Source organism: Haloferax denitrificans ATCC 35960 (assembly GCF_000337795.1).
Lineage (GTDB): Archaea > Halobacteriota > Halobacteria > Halobacteriales > Haloferacaceae > Haloferax > Haloferax denitrificans.
Genome location: NZ_AOLP01000011.1, coordinates 217,346 through 235,006 on the forward strand (window position 1 = coordinate 217,346; position 17,661 = coordinate 235,006).

General features: G+C 69.8%; 16 protein-coding genes. 6 read left to right on the forward strand and 10 right to left on the reverse strand.

The window, feature by feature from the left end; all coding sequences use genetic code 11:
• Positions 1–2: 2 nt before the first annotated feature.
• The 8 genes from hisD to C438_RS11020 all read right to left on the reverse strand — a co-directional run bounded on the left by hisD (position 3) and on the right by C438_RS11020 (position 10,063).
• Entirely contained in the window at positions 3–1,283 is a 1,281-nt protein-coding gene (gene hisD, locus C438_RS10985) for a histidinol dehydrogenase (protein WP_193363630.1), read from the reverse strand.
• A 138-nt stretch (positions 1,284–1,421) separates the two neighbouring features.
• Complete coding sequence (locus tag C438_RS10990; RefSeq protein ID WP_004969453.1) at positions 1,422–2,654, reverse strand: Nramp family divalent metal transporter; 1,233 nt, start codon at positions 2,652–2,654, stop codon at positions 1,422–1,424.
• 230 nt (positions 2,655–2,884) lie between these two features.
• Positions 2,885–3,490, reverse strand: coding sequence for a hypothetical protein (locus C438_RS10995; RefSeq protein WP_004969454.1), 606 nt, complete (start codon positions 3,488–3,490; stop codon positions 2,885–2,887).
• Positions 3,491–3,561: 71 nt separating this feature from the next.
• Positions 3,562–3,834, reverse strand: a complete 273-nt coding sequence (locus C438_RS11000) for a hypothetical protein (protein ID WP_004969455.1) — start codon at positions 3,832–3,834, stop codon at positions 3,562–3,564.
• Between the two features lie 127 nt (positions 3,835–3,961).
• Positions 3,962–5,098 carry a pyridoxal-phosphate-dependent aminotransferase family protein gene (locus C438_RS11005; RefSeq protein WP_004969458.1) on the reverse strand — a complete coding sequence of 379 codons (1,137 nt, stop codon included), beginning with the start codon at positions 5,096–5,098 and terminating at the stop codon, positions 3,962–3,964.
• A gap of 200 nt (positions 5,099–5,298) precedes the next feature.
• On the reverse strand, positions 5,299–8,499 hold the full coding sequence (locus tag C438_RS11010; protein WP_004969459.1) for an FAD-binding and (Fe-S)-binding domain-containing protein: 3,201 nt from the start codon (positions 8,497–8,499) through the stop codon (positions 5,299–5,301).
• Between the two features lie 145 nt (positions 8,500–8,644).
• A complete protein-coding gene (locus C438_RS11015; protein ID WP_152421767.1) occupies positions 8,645–9,457 on the reverse strand; it encodes a hypothetical protein in 813 nt (270 codons plus the stop codon).
• A 30-nt stretch (positions 9,458–9,487) separates the two neighbouring features.
• Positions 9,488–10,063 (reverse strand): flavodoxin domain-containing protein, encoded by a 576-nt coding sequence (locus C438_RS11020; protein ID WP_004969461.1) that lies wholly within the window; start codon positions 10,061–10,063, stop codon positions 9,488–9,490.
• 148 nt (positions 10,064–10,211) lie between these two features.
• Here C438_RS11020 and thiE point away from each other — a divergent pair, with 148 nt between their 5' ends.
• From thiE to C438_RS11040, 4 genes are all read left to right on the forward strand, one after another.
• Positions 10,212–10,844: a thiamine phosphate synthase gene (thiE, locus tag C438_RS11025; protein ID WP_193363631.1), complete on the forward strand. Its 633-nt coding sequence runs from the start codon at positions 10,212–10,214 to the stop codon at positions 10,842–10,844.
• The gene (thiM, locus tag C438_RS11030; protein WP_004969466.1) at positions 10,841–11,755 is read left to right on the forward strand and encodes a hydroxyethylthiazole kinase; all 915 of its coding nucleotides are present in this window, start codon (positions 10,841–10,843) and stop codon (positions 11,753–11,755) included. The genes thiE and thiM overlap by 4 nt, the downstream gene beginning before the upstream one ends.
• Complete coding sequence (gene thiD / locus C438_RS11035) at positions 11,756–12,595, forward strand: bifunctional hydroxymethylpyrimidine kinase/phosphomethylpyrimidine kinase (RefSeq protein WP_004969468.1); 840 nt, start codon at positions 11,756–11,758, stop codon at positions 12,593–12,595. It begins immediately after the preceding gene.
• A gap of 84 nt (positions 12,596–12,679) precedes the next feature.
• A complete protein-coding gene (locus tag C438_RS11040; protein ID WP_004969469.1) occupies positions 12,680–13,477 on the forward strand; it encodes an HpcH/HpaI aldolase family protein in 798 nt (265 codons plus the stop codon).
• 29 nt (positions 13,478–13,506) lie between these two features.
• Here C438_RS11040 and C438_RS11045 read toward each other — a convergent pair whose 3' ends face one another.
• Both C438_RS11045 and C438_RS11050 read right to left on the reverse strand, forming a co-directional pair.
• Positions 13,507–14,253, reverse strand: coding sequence for a class I SAM-dependent methyltransferase (locus tag C438_RS11045; RefSeq protein ID WP_004969470.1), 747 nt, complete (start codon positions 14,251–14,253; stop codon positions 13,507–13,509).
• A gap of 40 nt (positions 14,254–14,293) precedes the next feature.
• Positions 14,294–15,178, reverse strand: a complete 885-nt coding sequence (locus tag C438_RS11050; protein ID WP_004969471.1) for an aldo/keto reductase — start codon at positions 15,176–15,178, stop codon at positions 14,294–14,296.
• 144 nt (positions 15,179–15,322) lie between these two features.
• On the opposite strand from C438_RS11050, the gene C438_RS11055 reads away from it, so the two are divergent.
• Together C438_RS11055 and C438_RS11060 are read left to right on the forward strand one after the other, a co-directional pair.
• Positions 15,323–16,312 (forward strand): ring-cleaving dioxygenase, encoded by a 990-nt coding sequence (locus C438_RS11055; RefSeq protein ID WP_004969472.1) that lies wholly within the window; start codon positions 15,323–15,325, stop codon positions 16,310–16,312.
• Positions 16,313–16,461: 149 nt separating this feature from the next.
• On the forward strand, positions 16,462–17,574 hold the full coding sequence (locus tag C438_RS11060; RefSeq protein ID WP_004969473.1) for a pyridoxal-phosphate-dependent aminotransferase family protein: 1,113 nt from the start codon (positions 16,462–16,464) through the stop codon (positions 17,572–17,574).
• The last annotated feature ends 87 nt before the right edge of the window (positions 17,575–17,661 follow it).

Consider the following 17,661-nt stretch of genomic DNA (forward strand, 5'->3'; position numbering starts at 1 on the left):
GACTACTCGTCGAACCGCTCGCGGACGCTCTGGGCGTGGGCGTCGAGGCCCTCCGCCTCGGCGAGCGTCGTAATCGTCTCCGACAGCTCAGACAGCCCCTCGCGGTCGAGGCGCTGGACCGTCGTCGAGCGGACGAAGTGGTCCACGGAGAGCCCGCCCTGTCGCTTCGCGCCCCCGCCGGTCGGGAGGACGTGGTTCGTCCCGGAGGCGTAGTCGCCGGCCGCGACGGGCGTGTACGGGCCGAGGAACACGCTCCCCGCGGAGTCGATGCGGTCCAACAGCGCCTCGTCGTCGTCGGCCTGAATCGTCAGGTGCTCGGCGGCGTACTCCTCGGCGAACAGCACCGCCTCGGACATCGACCGCGCGAGGAGGACGCCCGACGCGTCGCCTTCGAGCGCCGCCTCGATGGTCTCCGAACGCTCGCGCTCGCCCGCCTGTCGCTCGACCTCCGCGACGACGTCCGCGGCGAGGTCGGCGTCGTCGGTGACGGCGACGACCGACGCGTTCGGGTCGTGTTCGGCCTGCGCGACGAGGTCGGCGGCGACGAACCGCGCCTCGGCGGTCTCGTCGGCGACGACGAGCACCTCGGAGGGGCCGGCGAGGAAGTCGATGTCAACGTCGCCGCGGACCTCGGCCTTCGCCGCCGTGACCCACTTGTTGCCCGGCCCGACGACCTTCTGGACGGCCTTCACCGTCTCGGTTCCGTAGGCGAGCGCGGCGATGCCCTGTGCGCCGCCGACCGAGTAGACCGCGTCCGCGCCCGCGACGTGCATCGCGGCGAGCGTGACGGGGTTCATCGGCTCCGCGGGCGGGGTGGCGACCGCGACGTGTTCGACGCCCGCGACCTTCGCGGGGATGACGCCCATCAGGACGCTCGACGGGTAGGCGGCGGTGCCGCCGGGGGCGTAGACGCCCACGCGGTCGAGCGGCCGGTAGCGACGCCCGAGTTCGCGGGTGCCGCCGTCGCCGAACTCCTCGCGCCAGTCCGCGGGGACCTGCTTTTCGTGGAACTCGCGGACGTTCGCCGCGGCGTCCTCGATGGCCTCGCGCACGTCGTCGTCGATTTCGTCGTAGGCGCGCTCGGCGGCGTCGGTCACGTCGATGTTGCCGACCTGGACGCCGTCGAACTCGTTTGAGAACTCCCGGACCGCCACGTCGCCCTCGCGGCGGACCCGCTCGACGATGTCGCGCACGTCGGACCGGACCTCTCCGACGCCGGCGTCCCGCTCGAAGAAGGCGCGGCGGGCGTCGGTGCCGAGGTCGGCCAGTTCGCGAACCTCGATGTTCATACCCCGGCTTTGCGGCCGGCGCGAAAAGTCGTTGCGGAAGCGGTGGGGCGGCCGCGGGCGGCCGTCCAACCGCCGGGGGCGGTCACCGAGCCGGCCCCGACGGGGACTCGACGGGCGGCCGCCCCCGCCCGGTCACCCGAGGAGCGTCGAGTACAGGAGCCAGCCGTTCAGGACCACGATAACGGCGATGACGACGCCGAGGACGCCGGTCGTGGTCGCCCGATTGCGGAAGTTCCCCATCAGCGACGCCTCGTGGGTGAACCAGAGGAGCGGAATCAGGACGAACGGGAGCTCGAAGCTCAGCGCGACCTGCGAGGCGACGAGCACCGACGTGGGGTCGAAGCCCGCGGCGACGATGAGGAGACTCGGCACGAGCGTGACCGACCGGCGGAGCCAGACGTTGATGTTGAGGTCCAGAAAGCCGTCCATGACGGTCTGGCCGGCCATCGTCGCCACGAGCGACGACGAGAGCCCGGCGGCGATGAGCGCGATACCGAACGCGAGGCTCGCGTTCGCCCCGAAGACGCCGGTGAGGGTGACGTACGCCTCTTCGAGCGTCTCGATGCCCGTCCCCTGAAGCGCGGCGGCGGCGACGATGAGCATCGCGGCGTTCACGAACATCGCGCCGAAGAGCGCGACGACGGTGTCGAGACGCTCCAGATTGAAGTGGCGGCGGTGGACGGCCTCGGTGTCGCCGTCGGACTCGATGAGCCGGTCGCGGCGGTCCTGGACGATGTACGGATGGAGGTAGACGCTGTGGGGCATCACGGTCGCGCCGAGGATGCCGATGGCGACGTACAGCGCCGAGGCGTTCGGCACGGTCGGGACGAGGCCGGACGCGACGGTCGACGCGGTCGGCCTCGCCAGCGCCATCTCGAAGACGAACGAGAGCGCGATGACGCCGACGAGCGCCATGATGGTGAGTTCGACCCAGCGGAACCCCCGTTTGTGGGCGGTCCGAACGCCGAGCAGGGCGAACGAGCTCACCGCCGCGAGGACGGCCCCGGCCCACAGCGGCAGGGAGAAGACGAGGCTGAAGCCGATTGCGGCCCCGATGATTTCGGCCATGTCGGTGGCGACCATCGCCAGCTCCGCGGCGGCCCACAGGACCACGACGACGGGGCCGGAGAACCGCTCGCGGCAGAGCTGTGCCACGCCCTTCCCGGTGGCGATGCCGAGTTTGGCCGCGAGCACCTGAATCCCCATCGCCATGACGCTGGCGAGGACGATGACCCACAGCAGGGCGGGGCCGAACTTCGCGCCGCCCGAGATGTTGGTCGCCCAGTTGCCGGGGTCCATGTAGGCGACGCTGATGATAAAGCCGGGACCGAGATACGAGAGCAGTTCGCGGAGCGAGGTGCGCATCTCTTACCGCCACCCCGATTGTTCACACATGCAAACGTCTAAATTGTCCATGTCTAAATTATAGTTTCGCGTACTCAGTAAAACTGCTGTCGGTCGTTTCACACGCGAACCAGAGCCACACCGTCAGTCGGGGGTGCGACGAGCGGCCCGGTGGTGCCCGGAACGCGTCGTCCGCGACCGGAACGACGGGGGACTCCGGCGCTCGCCTCTCACGACGGGGGTGACGCGACTTACGCCACGTGGCGCTGTTCCGTGTACGTCAGCGTCCGGTCGTCGGTCTCGATGGTCGTCTGGACCGTAATCCAGCCGTCGGCCTGCCGAACCGCGAACGCCTCCGAGTACGACAGTTCGACGCGCTTCGTCGTCGTGTACGACTCGCCGGCCGCGAGGTCGCCGACCGCCTGCGACCCGCGCCAGACCTCGTCGTCCGGGTCGGTGCCGTTGCCGACGAAGATGCGACTGTAGACGGTGATGCCCGTACTGTCTGTGTCCTGCTGGTTCGTTATCGTGCTCGTCACGTCGCGGCAGGTCTGGCCGCACTTCTCGATGTCGTCGACGACGACGCCGAACGGCGGCACCGATTCCGTCGCGGTCGCGTCGCCGGCGTCGCTGTCGCCACCGCTACCGTCGTTGCTACCGGTGTCGTTGCCGCCGGTGTCGCCGGTGTCGCTCCCACTGTCGTCGGGCGGCGCGGTCGTCTGCGTGGGGAACGCTCCGTCGGAGTCGCCGGCGGGGGTGGTGTCGGCGAACGGTCCGACCCCGGTCACGAACGCGGCTACGACACCGGTCGTCAGGAGGGCGAGAACTGTTGCGGCGGCGAGGAGTGGGTGTCTCATAACTGAGTCGGGAACTTATCTTGGACAGCTGTCATTTACCGCGTTGCTCGATACCGTCGGGTCACACTTAGTTACGCACCCGAAAAGCCGTTGGCGCGCTCGCTCAGCGAGTCCCCGAGCGACCCGTCGAGGGCCCCGCTCAGGAAGTCGCTCACGAGGTCGTGGACGCCCGAGACGAACTCGGGAACCCGGTCGGGGAGTTCGCCGGGCGGCCCCTGCTGGCCGGCCGCGGACGCGGGGGACGATTCGCGTGCGTTCTCGGACGGTGCGGCGGCGGCGACGCCCGCGGTCGCGACGAGGACCGCGAGCAGGACGCCGACGAGGGAGAGTCTGCGTCGGTTCATGGTGAGTCGCTCCGGTCGCCACTCGCGGGGCGACGGTCATGAAAAGCGGACACCGTGGCGGGCGTTTTGCGTCGGTTTCGCCGAGTTTCGACGCGGGTTGCGGCGAATTGCCGCCGATTCGGAGCCGTTACTGGTTCAGCGCCTCGCGCATGGCGGCGAAGCCGGCTTCGGGGTCCACGTCCGCGCCCTGCGCCTCCAGCGCCTCGCCGAGGGCCGTCAGGAGGAACGAGACGTTCTCCGGCCGCGCCGAGTGGCCCATACAGCCGATACGGAAGATGTCGCCCGCGAGCGCGCCGAGGCCGCCGGCGATTTCGAGGTCGTACTGTTCGAGCACGTAGTCGATTGCCTCGCCCGCGTCGACGCCGTCGGGGACGAGCACCGCGTTGAGGCTGGGGAGCCAGTAGCCGTCTTCGGGGTTGAGACCGAGGCCCATCGCCTCGACGCCGGCTTTCAGCGCGCCCGCGACCCGGCGGTGGCGCGCCCACCGCGCCTCGATGCCCTCTTCGGCGACCAGTCGGAGCGCCTCGCGGATGGCGTAGACGTTGGTGATGGGCGCGGTGTGGTGGTACGAGCGGTCGTCGCCCCAGTAGCCCTCCAACAGCGACAGGTCGAGGTACCACGAGCGGGTGGGTTCCTCCCGCGAGAGCACCTTGTCCATCGCGCGGTCGTTGAGCGTCAGCGGGCTCGCGCCCGGCGGGCACGACAGGCACTTCTGCGGGCCGGAGTAGGCAACGTCGATGCCCCAGTCGTCGACTTCGAGTTCGACCCCGCCGAGCGAGGTGACGGTGTCGGCGACGACGAGCGCGTCGTGGTCGTGGGCGATGCTCGTCAGCTCGGGGACGCTCGGCTGTTTCACGCCCGTCGAGGTCTCGGCGTGGACGAACCCGAACACGTCCGGCTGGTACTCGTCGAAGGCGTCCTGTACGTCCGCGGGGTCGAGCGGCTCGCCCCACGGCGCGTCCACGTGGACGACCTCGCCGCCGGCGCGCTCGGCCATCGACTCCATGCGCCCGCCGAAGTAGCCGTTCGTCGGGACGAGCATCGTGTCACCCGGTTCGACGAGGTTGCCGATGGCGGCCTCCATCGACGCCGAGCCGGTCCCCGAGACCGGAATCGTCCACTTGTTGTCGGTGCGGAACGTGTAGCGCATGAGCTCCTGCACCTCGTTCATGATGTCGATAAACGACGGGTCGAGGTGGCCGACGAGCGGCGTGGACATCGCGCGGAGCACGCGCGGGTGAACGTCGCTCGGGCCGGGGCCCATCAGCGTTCGATTCGGCGGGGTGAGTTCGCCGACATCGGGTGCATCGGACATGGTCTGACTTCACGTGCCACGCAAACCGGCAAAAACGATGTGATTGCGGAACGTCGTGAACTGGCTCTAACCCCGACCCCACCCGTCGGAGTCCGGCCGGCCGACTGCGCCGACGCGCTCACTCGTCCCGACGGCGCCGACGTGCCAACTCAGCGCGACAGCGCCTGCGCGACCTTCTCTATCGGGTGCGGCGGTCGCCGCGCCGCGTCGTCCCTGTCTTCGAGTTGCGTCCGGCACGACGCGCCGGGGGCGACCACCTCGTCGCCCGGGCTGTCGTCGACCTGTTCGAACAGGATGTTCCCCATGGCCTTCGAGAGGTCGTAGTGTTCGGCCTCGTAGCCGAAGCTCCCGGCCATGCCGCAACAGCTCGAATCGAGCGGGTCGACCCCGTAGCCGACCCGCCGGAGGACGCCCACCGCGTGGTGGTCCTTGTTCAGCGCCTTCTGGTTGCAGTGGCCGTGGTAGGTGAGCGACCCGAGCGCGCCGCCGTCGGCGACCGCCGAGGCGACGGGTCCGGCCGCGTCGTCGCCGTCGGCCGAGTGCCCGCGAATCGGGAGGTCCTCGTCCAGTCGGTGGGTGTCGAGGAACTCCATGACGCCGTAGGCGGCCGCGGCGACCGGGGCGACCGCGTCGTCCGGCAGGAGGTCGGCGTACTCGTCTTGGAACATCACCGCGTCCGAGGGCTCGACGAAGACCACCGACCAGCCGGTTTCGACCGACGGGCGGAGCGTCTCGACGTTGTGGCCAGCGCGCCGCCGCGCGAGGTCGAGGAAGCCGCCGGAGTAGGCCGCGCGACCGCTCGGCTCGACGCCCTCGGCGAGGCGGACGTGGACGCCGGCGGCCTCCAGCACGCGAACCGCCGCCTTCCCGATTTCGGGCGTGACGTAGTTCGTGTAGGTGTCGGGAAACAGGAGGACGCGGTGGTCGGCCTCGCTCGCCGGGACGCGGGGCCGTCGCCCGTCCATCCACGATTCGAGCGTGTCGCGGGTGAACGAGGGGAGCGACCGGTCGGAGGCGACGCCCGCGAGCCGCTCCATCGCGGCCCGCGCGCCCGGTAGCTCGGCCGCCCAGTTCGAGACGGGCGCGAGTGCGCTTCCGACGCCGGCCAGTCGGTCGATGTTGGCGAACAGGCGCTCGCGGAGCGACGCGCCTTCCTCGGCGTGGTGGGCGTGTTTCACCTCGGCTTTGAGCTTCGCCAAGTCGACGCCGGTCGGACAGTCGTTCTGACAGCCCTTACAGCCGACGCAGAGGCCGAGGACCTCCTCTTGGAAGCGGTCGGAGTGAATCTCGTCCTCCGGGAGGTCGCCGCTGATGGCCGCGCGGAGCATGTTGGCCCGCCCGCGGGTCGTCTCGGCCTCGTCCTTCGAGGCGCGGTAGGTCGGACACATCGTCTCCGAGCCGGTCTGCCGGCAGGTGCCACAGCCGTTGCAGAGTTCGACGAGGTGCGAGAAGCCGCCCTCCCCGTCGAAGTCGAGCGTCGTCGCGGGCTCGATGGACTGGTAGGCCGCGCCGTACCGGAGGTTCTCGCGCATGTCCGCGCCGACGCCGCGGTCGACGTCCGGGCCGAGGTCGTCGGGGCTGTCGCGGTAGACGACGTTGCCAGGGTTCATGTGCCACTCGGGGTCGAACGCCGTCTTCAGTTCCTTGAACGCGCCCCAGAGTTCGGGGCCGTACATCTTGGGGTTCCACTCGGTCCGGGCCATCCCGTCGCCGTGCTCGCCCGAGAAGGCCCCGCGGTGGTCCAACACGAGGTCGGTCACGTCGTCGGTGATGGCGCGCATCGTCTCGATGCCCGCGCCGTCTTTCAGGTTCAGGATGGGGCGGATGTGGAGCGTCCCCGCGCCGGCGTGGGCGAAGTACGCGGCCGACGTGCCGTGGTCCTCCAGCACGTCCTCGAACGACTGGACGTACTCCGCCAACTCCTCGGGCGGGACGCTCGCGTCCTCGATGAACGGGTAGGGCTTCGGGTCGCCCGGCAACGACATGAGAAGCGGTATCGCCGCCTTGCGGAGCTTCCAGAGGTCGGCCTGCGCCTCGGGCGTGTACGCCTCGATGGCTTCGAACGCGCCGCCGTCGCCGCCGTCGTTGGCGTCGTCCGCCTCCGACTCGTCGCCCGCCGCCGGCACGTCGCCAGCCTCCGACCCGTCGCCGCCGTCTCGCAGGAAGTGGTCGTTCGCCTCGCGAATCACCGCCTCGAAGTCGTCGTGCAGTTCGGAGTCGAACTCCAGCATCAGGGTCGCCGCCGTCCCGTCGGGAATCCCCTCGACGTACTGGGCGTACTCGCTGGACTCGGCGGCCATCCGCAACACCTCGTCGTCCATGAGTTCGACCGCGCTGGCGTCGAAATCGAGGGCGTCGGGGACCGCGGCCATCGCCTCGACGAGGTCGTCGTAGGCGTAGAGGACGAGCGCCGTCTCCTCGGGGACCGTCACGAGCGACACGGTGGCCTCGACGACGACGCCGAGAGTGCCCTCCGCGCCGACGAACAGCTTCGAGAGGTTGACGACGGTCTCGCCGTCGTCGTTCTCGGAGACGACCTTGTGGAGGTTGTAGCCCGACACCGACCGCTTGAGGCTCGGATACCGCCGCTCGATTTCCTCCTCGTGGTCCTCGACGAGTCCGAGGACGGTCCGGTAGAGGGCGGCCTCGCGGTCGTCTTTTTCGACGATGTGGTTCCACTCGTCGCCCCCGACGACCACGTCGCGGGTGTGGACGACCGACCCGTCCGCGAGGACGACTCGCAACTCCTCGGTGTAGGCGTCGGTGATGCCGTAGCGGACCGAGTGCGCGCCCGTGGAGTTGTTGCCGATGCCGCCGCCGACCGTCGCGCGGTTCGAGGAGGCGGGGTCCGGCGCGAACTTGAGGCCGTGCTCCGTGAGGCGGTCGTCGAGGTCGTCCTGCACCACGCCGGGTTGGACCCGCGCCCGCCGCGCGTCGGGGTCGACGCAGACGATTTCGTCCATGTACTTCGAGCAGTCGATGACGACACAGCCGGGGCCGACGGTCTGTCCCGCCAGCGACGACCCCGCCCCGCGCGGGAGCACGGGCACGTCGTGTTCGGCGGCCGTCCGCACCGCGGCGCGCACGTCGTCCTCGTCGCGGGGGACGACCACGCCCGCCGGGCGCGCCCGGTAAATCGACCCGTCGGTCGCGTACAGCACCTGCGCGTACTCGTCGAACCGCACCTCGCCGGAGACGACGTCCCGGAGGTCGGCGGCGAGGTCGGCGTGTTCGGATACGTCGACCACGTCGTAGTCGCGCGACTCCTGAAATCGCTGGAAATCTCCCCGTCTCTCGCCGTTCGTTTCCGCCGTGATTCGCGTCGCCCGCGGGGGGCCGTCGCCAGACATTATCACATATAATCGTGCAGGATAGCAAAAACCTGTGTGTGACTCGCCACGTTTGCCCGAAGCGGTAGTCGTTCGCGGCGGGCCGGCTTCGTCGCACGGGGGCTGAGCGGGGGTTGTACGGGTTCTCACCCGGCTGAGAACCCGGCTACTGCGGCGGGTTCCGGGGGTAGTTCCCGACGCCGGTTCGGAGTTCGCCGTCGGCGGCGACCCAGCCCTGTCGGTCCGCCGGGAGGTCGTAGGCGGCGACGTGGTCGACGTACTCGTTGTAGTTCCAGCCGCCGACCCACCACGAGTTCGCGCCGCGGAGTTCGACGCTCACCGAGACGTTCGTCGTCGCGGGGCCGTCGTACTGCACGAACAGCATCGACTCGTAGTCGTAACACCGGGCGTCGTCGCCCTCGCTCGGCCAGTCGCAGGGGACGAGCCGGGCGTTCTCGCGGGGTTCGAACAGCGGTTCGGTCCCCTCGGGCGCGAGCGTGTCGATGGACTGGTTCACCCGCACGTCGGCGGACAGGTCTATCGCGTCGTGTTCGACGCGGAGCGTGTCGGAGTCGTTCCGACTGTACTCGCTCGCCGGAATCGGCTCCCAGCGGACGAGTCGGTCGTTCTCGACGACCGCCCGGTAGTACGTCGGGTCGGCGGGAATCTCGTCGGCGCGGAGGCGGAGCATCGGCCCGTACTCCGTCTCGGCCACGTCGTACTCCCAGCCCGCCGGAAGCAGGTAGTCGCGGGACTCGACGGCGTCGCCGACGGCCGAGGAGCCGTCGCTGACGGGAAGCGGGACGAGGACCGTCACGTTCGAAACCGGTTCGTCCGCCGAGACGCGGACGCTGTAGTCGTACTGGCTCCCGTAGGAGTCGAGAAACGAGAGCCGGCCGAACGCCCAGAGCCCGCCGGCCGCGACCGCGACCACGACGAGCGCGGCGACGACGACGATACCGAGTGTGCGGAAGTTCACGGAAATCACCGGGCGGGTCGCACCGCCCGCTCAGACCGCCGCCCCTCCCGCGGCGGTGCCCGCGGTCGAGTCCACGAAGTCGGCGAAGTCGGCGGCGAACGTCTCGACTTCGTCCCAGTCGGTGTACTCGTAGTCCCGCGAGGTGTCCGTGTCGCCGGTCGCGCCCTTGGCGATGCGCTTCATCACCATCCGGGTGAGAAAGCCGTACTCGGAGTACCGAAGCGCGCCCCCGAACGCGGCCATCCGCTCGGGGTGCCAGCCGCTTTCCTCGACGAACTCGTCGATGTACGTCGCGACCTCGGCGCGGGCGTCCTCGTCGTCGAGCGCCGACGACAGCGACACCTGAAAGAAGCCGTTGGGCCGCGCCTCGATGTCCTCGCGGTGCTCGCGGACGAACGCGTACACCGGCTTCGAGTGCGCGCCCATGTGAATCGACGACCCGACGAGCACCGCGTCGGCGTCGGCGACCGCCTCGCCGGCGGCGTCGTCGGTGACCGACTCGGTCCGCACGTCGTAGCCGTGGGCCGCCAGCGCCATCGCGATGCGCTCGGCTATCTTCTCCGTCTGTCCCTCTCTGCTCCCGTACGCGACGAGTATCGTTCCCATACAGTTCACCGCGTTCCTGTTAGCTCGCTCACACCATAACGGCAGTCGGCACCTCCCAGTCGCCGGGAATCCGGCCGGACGACGCTCGGAGGAGGAACTGTTTTGCCCGTCGCCGCATCACTCCAAAATACAACCAATGAATATCTCGATGGGAACCTATCTGGTGACGCAGTCGGACCGCTCCGCCGGGCGGTCGACCCCCGACGTGGTGCGGGCCGCCGTCGACGGCGGCGTCGACGTCGTTCAACTCCGGGAGAAGCACGCGAGCGCCCGCGACCGCTACGCGGTCGGCCGCGAGGTCCGCGCCGTGACGGCCGACGCGGGCGTCCCGCTCGTCGTCAACGACCGGGTCGACATCGCGGCCGCCATCGACGCCGACGGCGTCCACCTCGGCGACGACGACGTGCCCGTCTCGGTCGCGCGCGAGCAACTCGGCGACGACGCCGTCGTCGGCCGGTCGGTCTCGACGGTCGCGGGCGCGAGAGCCGCCGAGGAAGCCGGCGCGGACTACCTCGGCGTGGGGGCGGTGTTCGCCACGGACACGAAAGACACCGACCCCGAACAGTCCGAAATCGGGACCGAGCGGGTGTCGGCCATCGCTGAAGCCGTCTCGATTCCGTTCGTCGGCATCGGCGGCGTCACGCCCGACAACGCCGCCGACGTGGTCGCCGCCGGGGCCGACGGCGTCGCCGTCGTCTCGGCCATCACCGCCGCGGACGACCCCGCCGACGCGACCCGCCGCCTCGCCGCCTCGGTCGTCGCCGGGAGTGACCGCCGATGAGCGGACGAGACGGCCCGGACGGCGCGGGTGGACCGGGCGGTTCGGGCGGCGCGGACGGTTCGGACGACGCGACCGGCGCGGGCGGCGTCCCCGACGTGGCGCTGGACGAGGCGCTCGCCGCCGTCGCGGGCGAGCAACCGCTCATCAACTCGGTCACGAACGACGTGACGGTCAACGACGTGGCGAACGTCACGCTCTACTGGGGCGGCCTGCCGGTCATGTCCGACGACGAGCGCGAGGTCGGCGACATGGTCGGCATCGCCGACGGCTGTCTGCTCAACATGGGGACCGTGAGCGAGTCGGGCGAGGAGACGATGCTGACCGCCGGGCGGGCCGCCAACGAGCGCGGTATCCCGCTCGTCGTCGACCCCGTCGGCGTCGGCGCGACCCCGACGAGAGACCGGGTCGCAGACCGCCTCGTCACCGACCTCGACGTGGACGTGCTCAACGGCAACTACGGCGAAATCTCCGCGCTCGTCGGCGACGACGCCGAGGTCCGCGGGGTCGAGTCGGTCGGCGAGTACGCCGAAATCGCCGCGGCGGCCGTCGAGTGCGCCCGGAAGACCGGCGCGGTCGTCGTCGCCTCCGGCGAGACCGACATCGTCGCCACCGAGACGGCCGCCTTCGAGGTCGACGCCGGCCACTCGATGATGGGCGCGGTCGTCGGCACCGGCTGTATGCTCGGCGCGACGCTCGCGGTGTTCGCGGCCGCCGTCGACGACCCGGTTGCGGCGGCGCTCACCGGAACCGCGGCGTACGGACTCGCGGGCGAACTCGCCGCCGAGGGCGCGTTCGGCGACTACCGCGGCCCGGCCAGCTACAAAATCGCCTTCCTCGACGCGGTCGCGGGGCTCGCGGACGCCTCGACACCAGACATCGTCGACCGAATCGACCGCATCGAGGTGCGATAGATGCCGGGGACCCCGCCCGACCCGCAGACGCCGTCGTACGCCCTCACCATCGCCTCCAGCGACTCCGGCGGCGGCGCGGGCATCCAAGCCGACCTGAAGACGATGACCCGACTCGGCGTCTACGGCGGGTCGGTCGTCGTGGCCGCGACCGCCCAGAACACCCGCGGCGTCGAGGGCTCGCACGTCCTCCCCGCCGAGTCGATTCGCGCCCAGTACGAGGCCGTCGCCGACGACTTCGACATCGCGGCCGTGAAACTCGGGATGCTGGCGACGGCCGAGGCGGTCGAGACGGTCGCCGACTGCCTCGCCGACTACGACGGCCCGGTCGTCCTCGACCCCGTGATGGTCGCCACCTCCGGCGACAGACTGCTGGCCGAGGACGCCGTCGACGCCTACGACGCCCTGTTCGCGCGGGCGACGCTCGCCACCCCGAACGCCGACGAGGCCGAGGCGCTGACGGGCGTGTTCCCCGACTCCCCGACGGCCGTCTCCGAGGCCGCCGACTGGTTCTTCGACCGCGGTGCCGACGCCGTGCTCCTGAAGGGCGGCCACGTCGCCACCGACGGCGACACCGTGGTCGACACGCTCGTCACGCCGACCGAGACGACGACGTTCGTCAACCCCCGCATCGACGCGACGGCGACCCACGGCTCCGGCTGTACCCTTTCGAGCGCCGTCGCCGCCCGCCTCGCCCGCGGTGACGACCTCGCCGACGCGGTCCGCCGCGGCATCGAGTTCACGCGTGCGACCCTCGCCGAACCCGCCGACGTGGGCGAGGGCGCGGGAAGCGTGAACCACCTCGTCGGCGTCGGCGACGGCTGGACGCCCGACGAGTCGTAAGCGACGACCGGCGACCGGCGACCGGCGACGCGGCTCTCCGACGACCGCCACGCCGCTTTTCCGGCTACGTGTCGTATCGCGAACATGGTCGACACACCATCATCGAACGCGCTCCGCGCCCGAATCGAGGCCGGCGGCGTCGCGCTCGGCGTCCTCGACAACACCTACAGCCCGACGCTCGTGGAGTTCTACGGCGAACTCGGTCTCGACTTCGTCTGGCTCGACCTCGAACACGGCGGCCCCAGCCCGCTCGACTCGGGTGCGATGGAAGACCTCCTCCGCGCGGCGGAACGAACCGGCATCGAGCCGCTGGTTCGACTCCCGACGACGGACCCCGAGTTCGTCCGGAAGGCCCTCGACCTCGGCGTCAGAAACGTCTTCCTCCCGCGCGTGGAGTCGGCCGACGAGGTCCGCGCGGCGGTTCGGTCGGCCCGCTTTACCTACGGCGACGGCCCCGGCGACCGCGGCCTCGCGTCGCCCCGCGCCCGCCGGTGGGGCCTCGCAGACGACTACGTCGCGGGCGAGGACCGCGAGACGCTCGTCGGCGTGACCATCGAGACCGCCGAGTCGCTTGCGGACCTCGACGCGATTCTCGACGTGCCCGAACTGGGCTTCGTCTTCATCGGACCGTTCGACCTCTCGGTGGCGCTCGGCCACCCCGGCGAGATAGACCACCCCGACGTGCAGGACGCGGTCGAGCGCATCCGCTCGGCCGCGGTCGATGCCGGGGTCCCCGTCGGCGGCCTCGGCTTCGGCATGGACGACGTGAACCAGAAGGCGGAACACGGCTATCAGCTCATCAATCTCGGCAGTACCACCGGCGCGCTCAAGGGCGTCGTCGACGGCTGGCTCGACGACGCGGCGGTCGACCGCGAGCGGTAGCGCCCGCGCCTACCGAGTCGTGTCCGCGGCTATCGAGTCGCGTCTGCCCCCGAGTCGGACAGCCGCATCGCCACGCTGTACATCTCGCCCGCGGACTCCGATTCGACCGCGTCGGCGACGCGCTCGACCTCGGCCGCGAGCCGCTTCCCCATCTCGCCGGGGACCTCCGCCGCCAGCGACGCCGCCAGCGACGCGTGCGCCTCGACGTGGCTTTCGGACCACGGCACCGGGTCCAGTAGGGTCAGTTCGCGGTCGAAGCGCCAGCCGTACCCCGAAAAGAGCGCCCCGAGCGCGTCGGCCGGATAGAACGTCAGCGCGGGTCGCCCGCGGGCCAACTGGCTCGCCGCGTTTTCGAGCGCGAACAACTCCCGAACCGCGGCGTCGTCGGGGAGCGGTTCGTAGTCGTCGACGACGAGGTGACAGCCGGGCGCGGCGACCCGGGTTAGCTCCCGTGCGACGGCGGCGAGCGACTCGGGACCGATGAGGTTGAACAGCCCGTGGGCGGTGACGATATCGACCGAGTCGTCGGCGAGCGGGAGGCTCCGAACGTCGGCCTGAAGCACCGCGGTCCGCGCTCGGTCCGCGGGCTCGGGTGCCACCCGGTCGCGGACGAGGGCGGCGTGTTCGGGGTCGTTCGTGACGGCGTAGATCCGTTTCGCGCCCGCGTCGAGGAGTCCGGCGGTCGCGTTGCCGGTCCCCGAACCGGCCTCCAGACAGACCGCGTCGCGGACCGGCCGGTCGTCGAGGGCGGCCGTGACGGTCGTTGGAACGTCCATTGGCGGCGGGTGGAATCGAGGCGGGAGTCGTCTCGCCTCGCTAGTGGTGCAGTTGCTCCGGAACCGGACTCTCGTCGTGGCGGAGGCGCTCGATGAGTGACCGCTGGGCCGTCTCGTCCATGCCGTTGTACCGCGTCGCGGCGTCGAGGACCATCGCCACGAGCTTCGGGTCGCCCGGCGTGACGACGCTCGTGAGGCCCCGCGCGGCCGCGAAGTCGAACCGCTCGGCGATTTCGTCCGGGGCGTCGACCGGCTCGTACCAGTTGGCGAACGGCCGGTCCGCCTCGGGGAGGTCGTCGGTGTCGGGCCACGGCCCGCGGGCGAACGCCTTGATTCCGAGGGTGCCGATGCCGGCCTTCTCGGCCGCCTCGAAGACGCCCTCGTAGTCGTGTTCGTCGTCGCCCTTGCCGACGACGACGGGGTTCAGCGGGAACATCAGCGTTTCGAGGTCGTCGATGCGGTCGATGGCGTCGCGGATGAGCCCCGGGTTGCCGTGGCTCGTCAGCCCGATGTGGCCGATTTTCCCCTCGTCTTTCGCCTCGCGGAAGGCCGCGAGCGCGCCGTCGTCGGCCGTGATTTCGTCCAGTTCCGACTCGTATTCGAGGCCGTGGACCTGATAGAGGTCGATGTAGTCGACGCCGAGGCGGTCAAAGGAGCGGTCGAGCTTCCGTTTCGCGCCCTCGTAGCCCCGCTCTTGGGTCTTACAGCCGAGGAAGATGTCCTCGCGGTGCTGGCGGAGCTTCGGGCCCAGTTTGAGCTCCGCGTCGCCGTAGGTCGGGGCCACGTCGAAGTGGTTGACGCCCTTCGAGAGGACGTGTTCGACCATCTGGTTCGCGCCCTCCTGTTCGAGCCAGTTGAGCGCGATAGCGCCGAACGTTGCGATGGTACTCTCGTGGCCGGTGTCGCCGAGTGCGCGGGTCTGCATACGTCGAACGTCATCGTCGATGGGGAAAAACGTGTGTCTCGCCGACTCGACTGCCGGGGCCGCGCGAGCGGCGACGACGCCGCCGCGACCCGGTAACACTCGCGTCAGCGGATACTCAAGTCCTTGCGGCCCGTAGGACCGTCCATGGCAGACATCACGCCCACCCCCGGCATCCACCACGTCACCTGCATCGCGGGCGACCCACAGGAGAACCTCGACTTCTGGGTCGAGACGCTCGGACTCCGCCTCGCCAAGCGCTCCATCAATCAGGACGACCCCAGCACGTACCACTTCTTCTTCACGGACGCGGAGGGGACGCCCGGCACGAGCATGACGTTCTTCCCGTGGGAGAACCTCTCGCGCGGGAAGGTCGGCACCGGACAGGTCTCCCGCACCGCGTTCCGCGTGCCCGAGGGGAGCCTCGACTACTGGGAGGACCGATTCGACGAGTACGGCGTCGACTACGACGACCGAGTCGAGCGATTCGGCGAGACGGTCCTCCCCTTCAGCGACCCCGACGGCCTCCCGGTCGAACTGGTCGAAGTCGAGATAGCCGACGACGACCCGACCGTCCCGTGGACCGAGTTCGTCCCCGAAGACGTTGCGATTCGCGGCTTCCACTCCGTGACGCTCTGGCTGGCCGACCCCCAGCCCACCGAAGACCTGCTCGAAACGATGGGCTTCGAGCGCGTCGGCACCGAGGAAGCGCAGGGCGACACCCCCGGCGACGAGCGGACGCGGTTCGCCGCGACCGGCACCGTCGGGAAGTACGTGGACGTGTTGCCGACCATCGAGAGCAGTCGACAGGGCCTCGGCACGGTCCACCACGTCGCCTTCCAGACGCCGACCGACGAGGACCAAGAGGCGATGCGCAAGGCCGTCCAGTCGAAGGGCCTGCGCCCGACCGCCCAAATCAACCGCCACTGGTTCCGGTCGGTCTACTTCCGCGAGTTCGGCGGCGTGCTGTTCGAACTCGCCACGAGCGACCCGGGCTACACCGCCGACGAACCCCTCGACGACCTCGGCGGCCGCCTCGTCCTCCCCGGCGAGTTCGAAGGTCGGCGCGAGCAGATAGAGGCCGGCCTGACCGACGTGACGGTCCCGCGGGCCGAGTCGGCTGAAGCGGACGACTGAGCCTCAGACCTCACGCCGGAGCCGTTTTCCCCCCGCCGACGCCGCCCGTTTTGCCCCGTGTTAACACCCCCTGAGCGACTGCGACGAGTGTCGCAATCACAAGTACCATCATCGCCCGCGACGCAGTGGTCCGTATTCAGGTGGATGACGTGACGGAAAAACGCGAATACAAGGACGACTATCCGGACAAGACGCTGTACATCCCCGGTCCGACCGAGGTGCGCGAGGACGTCATCGCGGAGATGTGCCAGCCGATGTTCGGCCACCGGATGGACCGCATGACCGACCTCTATACGACCATCGTCGAGGACACGAAGGAGTTCCTCGGCACGGACAACGACGTGATGATTCTCACGGGGTCGGGAACCGAAATCTGGGAGTCCTCGACGCTCAACCTCGTCGACGAGAACATCCTCGTGCCGACCTGCGGGAGCTTCAGCGAGCGCCACGCGAACGTCGCGGAGCGCCTCGGCAAGAACGTCGACCGCATCGAGTACGAGTGGGGACGGGCCATCAAGCCCGAGGACATCCGCGAGGCGCTGGAGTCCAGCGACAAACACTACGACGTGGTCGCCACCGTGATGAACGAGAGTTCGACCGGCGTCCGCAACCCCATCGAGGAAATCGGTGACGTGGTCGCCGAGTACCCCGACACCTACTTCGTCGTCGACGCGGTGTCCGCCCTCGGCGGCGACTACGTCGACATCGACGAGCACAACATCGACGTCATCTTCGCCTCGTCGCAGAAGGCGTTCGCCATGCCGCCGGGACTCGCCATCTGCACCGTCAGCGAGGACGCCTACGAGCGCGAACTGTCGAAGGACTCGGCGTCGTGGTACGGCGGTTTCCAGCGCGCCCTCGACTACTACGACCGCAAGGGCCAGACCCACTCCACGCCCGCGATTCCCATCATGCTCGCGTACCGCAAGCAGATGAAGTACATGCTCGAAGAGGGCCACGAGGGGCGCGACAAGCGCCACCGCGAGATGGCCGAGTACACCCGCGAGTGGGCCTACGAGCACTTCGATATGTTCCCCGAGGAGGGTTACGAGTCCCAGACCGTCGCCTGCATCGAGAACACGCAGGGCATCGACGTCGCCGCCACCATCGAGGAGGTCAACGAGAAGTACGACATGGCCTTCTCGAACGGCTACGGCTCCGCGCTCGGCGAGAAGACGTTCCGCATCGGCCACATGGGCGAACACGACGTGGAGTCCATCAAGGCGCTGACCGACGCCATCGAAGACGTGGCGGACCTGTAGGGCGACTCGCCGCCGTCTCGACGCATCGCGTTCTGTTCAGCCGACTCCGTCCCCGTTTCCGCCGACGGAGCGGGCTTTTTGTCGTCG

Coding starts and splice junctions, on each gene's coding strand:
- C438_RS10990 (WP_004969453.1), bottom strand. CDS start 2,654: ATGCGCACCTCGCTCCGCGAACTGCTCTCGTATCTCGGTCCCGGCTTT.
- C438_RS10995 (WP_004969454.1), bottom strand. CDS start 3,490: ATGAGACACCCACTCCTCGCCGCCGCAACAGTTCTCGCCCTCCTGACG.
- C438_RS11000 (WP_004969455.1), bottom strand. CDS start 3,834: ATGAACCGACGCAGACTCTCCCTCGTCGGCGTCCTGCTCGCGGTCCTC.
- C438_RS11005 (WP_004969458.1), bottom strand. CDS start 5,098: ATGGGCCCCGGCCCGAGCGACGTTCACCCGCGCGTGCTCCGCGCGATG.
- C438_RS11010 (WP_004969459.1), bottom strand. CDS start 8,499: ATGTCTGGCGACGGCCCCCCGCGGGCGACGCGAATCACGGCGGAAACG.
- C438_RS11020 (WP_004969461.1), bottom strand. CDS start 10,063: ATGGGAACGATACTCGTCGCGTACGGGAGCAGAGAGGGACAGACGGAG.
- thiE (WP_193363631.1), top strand. CDS start 10,212: ATGGGAACCTATCTGGTGACGCAGTCGGACCGCTCCGCCGGGCGGTCG.
- thiM (WP_004969466.1), top strand. CDS start 10,841: ATGAGCGGACGAGACGGCCCGGACGGCGCGGGTGGACCGGGCGGTTCG.
- thiD (WP_004969468.1), top strand. CDS start 11,756: ATGCCGGGGACCCCGCCCGACCCGCAGACGCCGTCGTACGCCCTCACC.
- C438_RS11040 (WP_004969469.1), top strand. CDS start 12,680: ATGGTCGACACACCATCATCGAACGCGCTCCGCGCCCGAATCGAGGCC.
- C438_RS11045 (WP_004969470.1), bottom strand. CDS start 14,253: ATGGACGTTCCAACGACCGTCACGGCCGCCCTCGACGACCGGCCGGTC.
- C438_RS11050 (WP_004969471.1), bottom strand. CDS start 15,178: ATGCAGACCCGCGCACTCGGCGACACCGGCCACGAGAGTACCATCGCA.
- C438_RS11055 (WP_004969472.1), top strand. CDS start 15,323: ATGGCAGACATCACGCCCACCCCCGGCATCCACCACGTCACCTGCATC.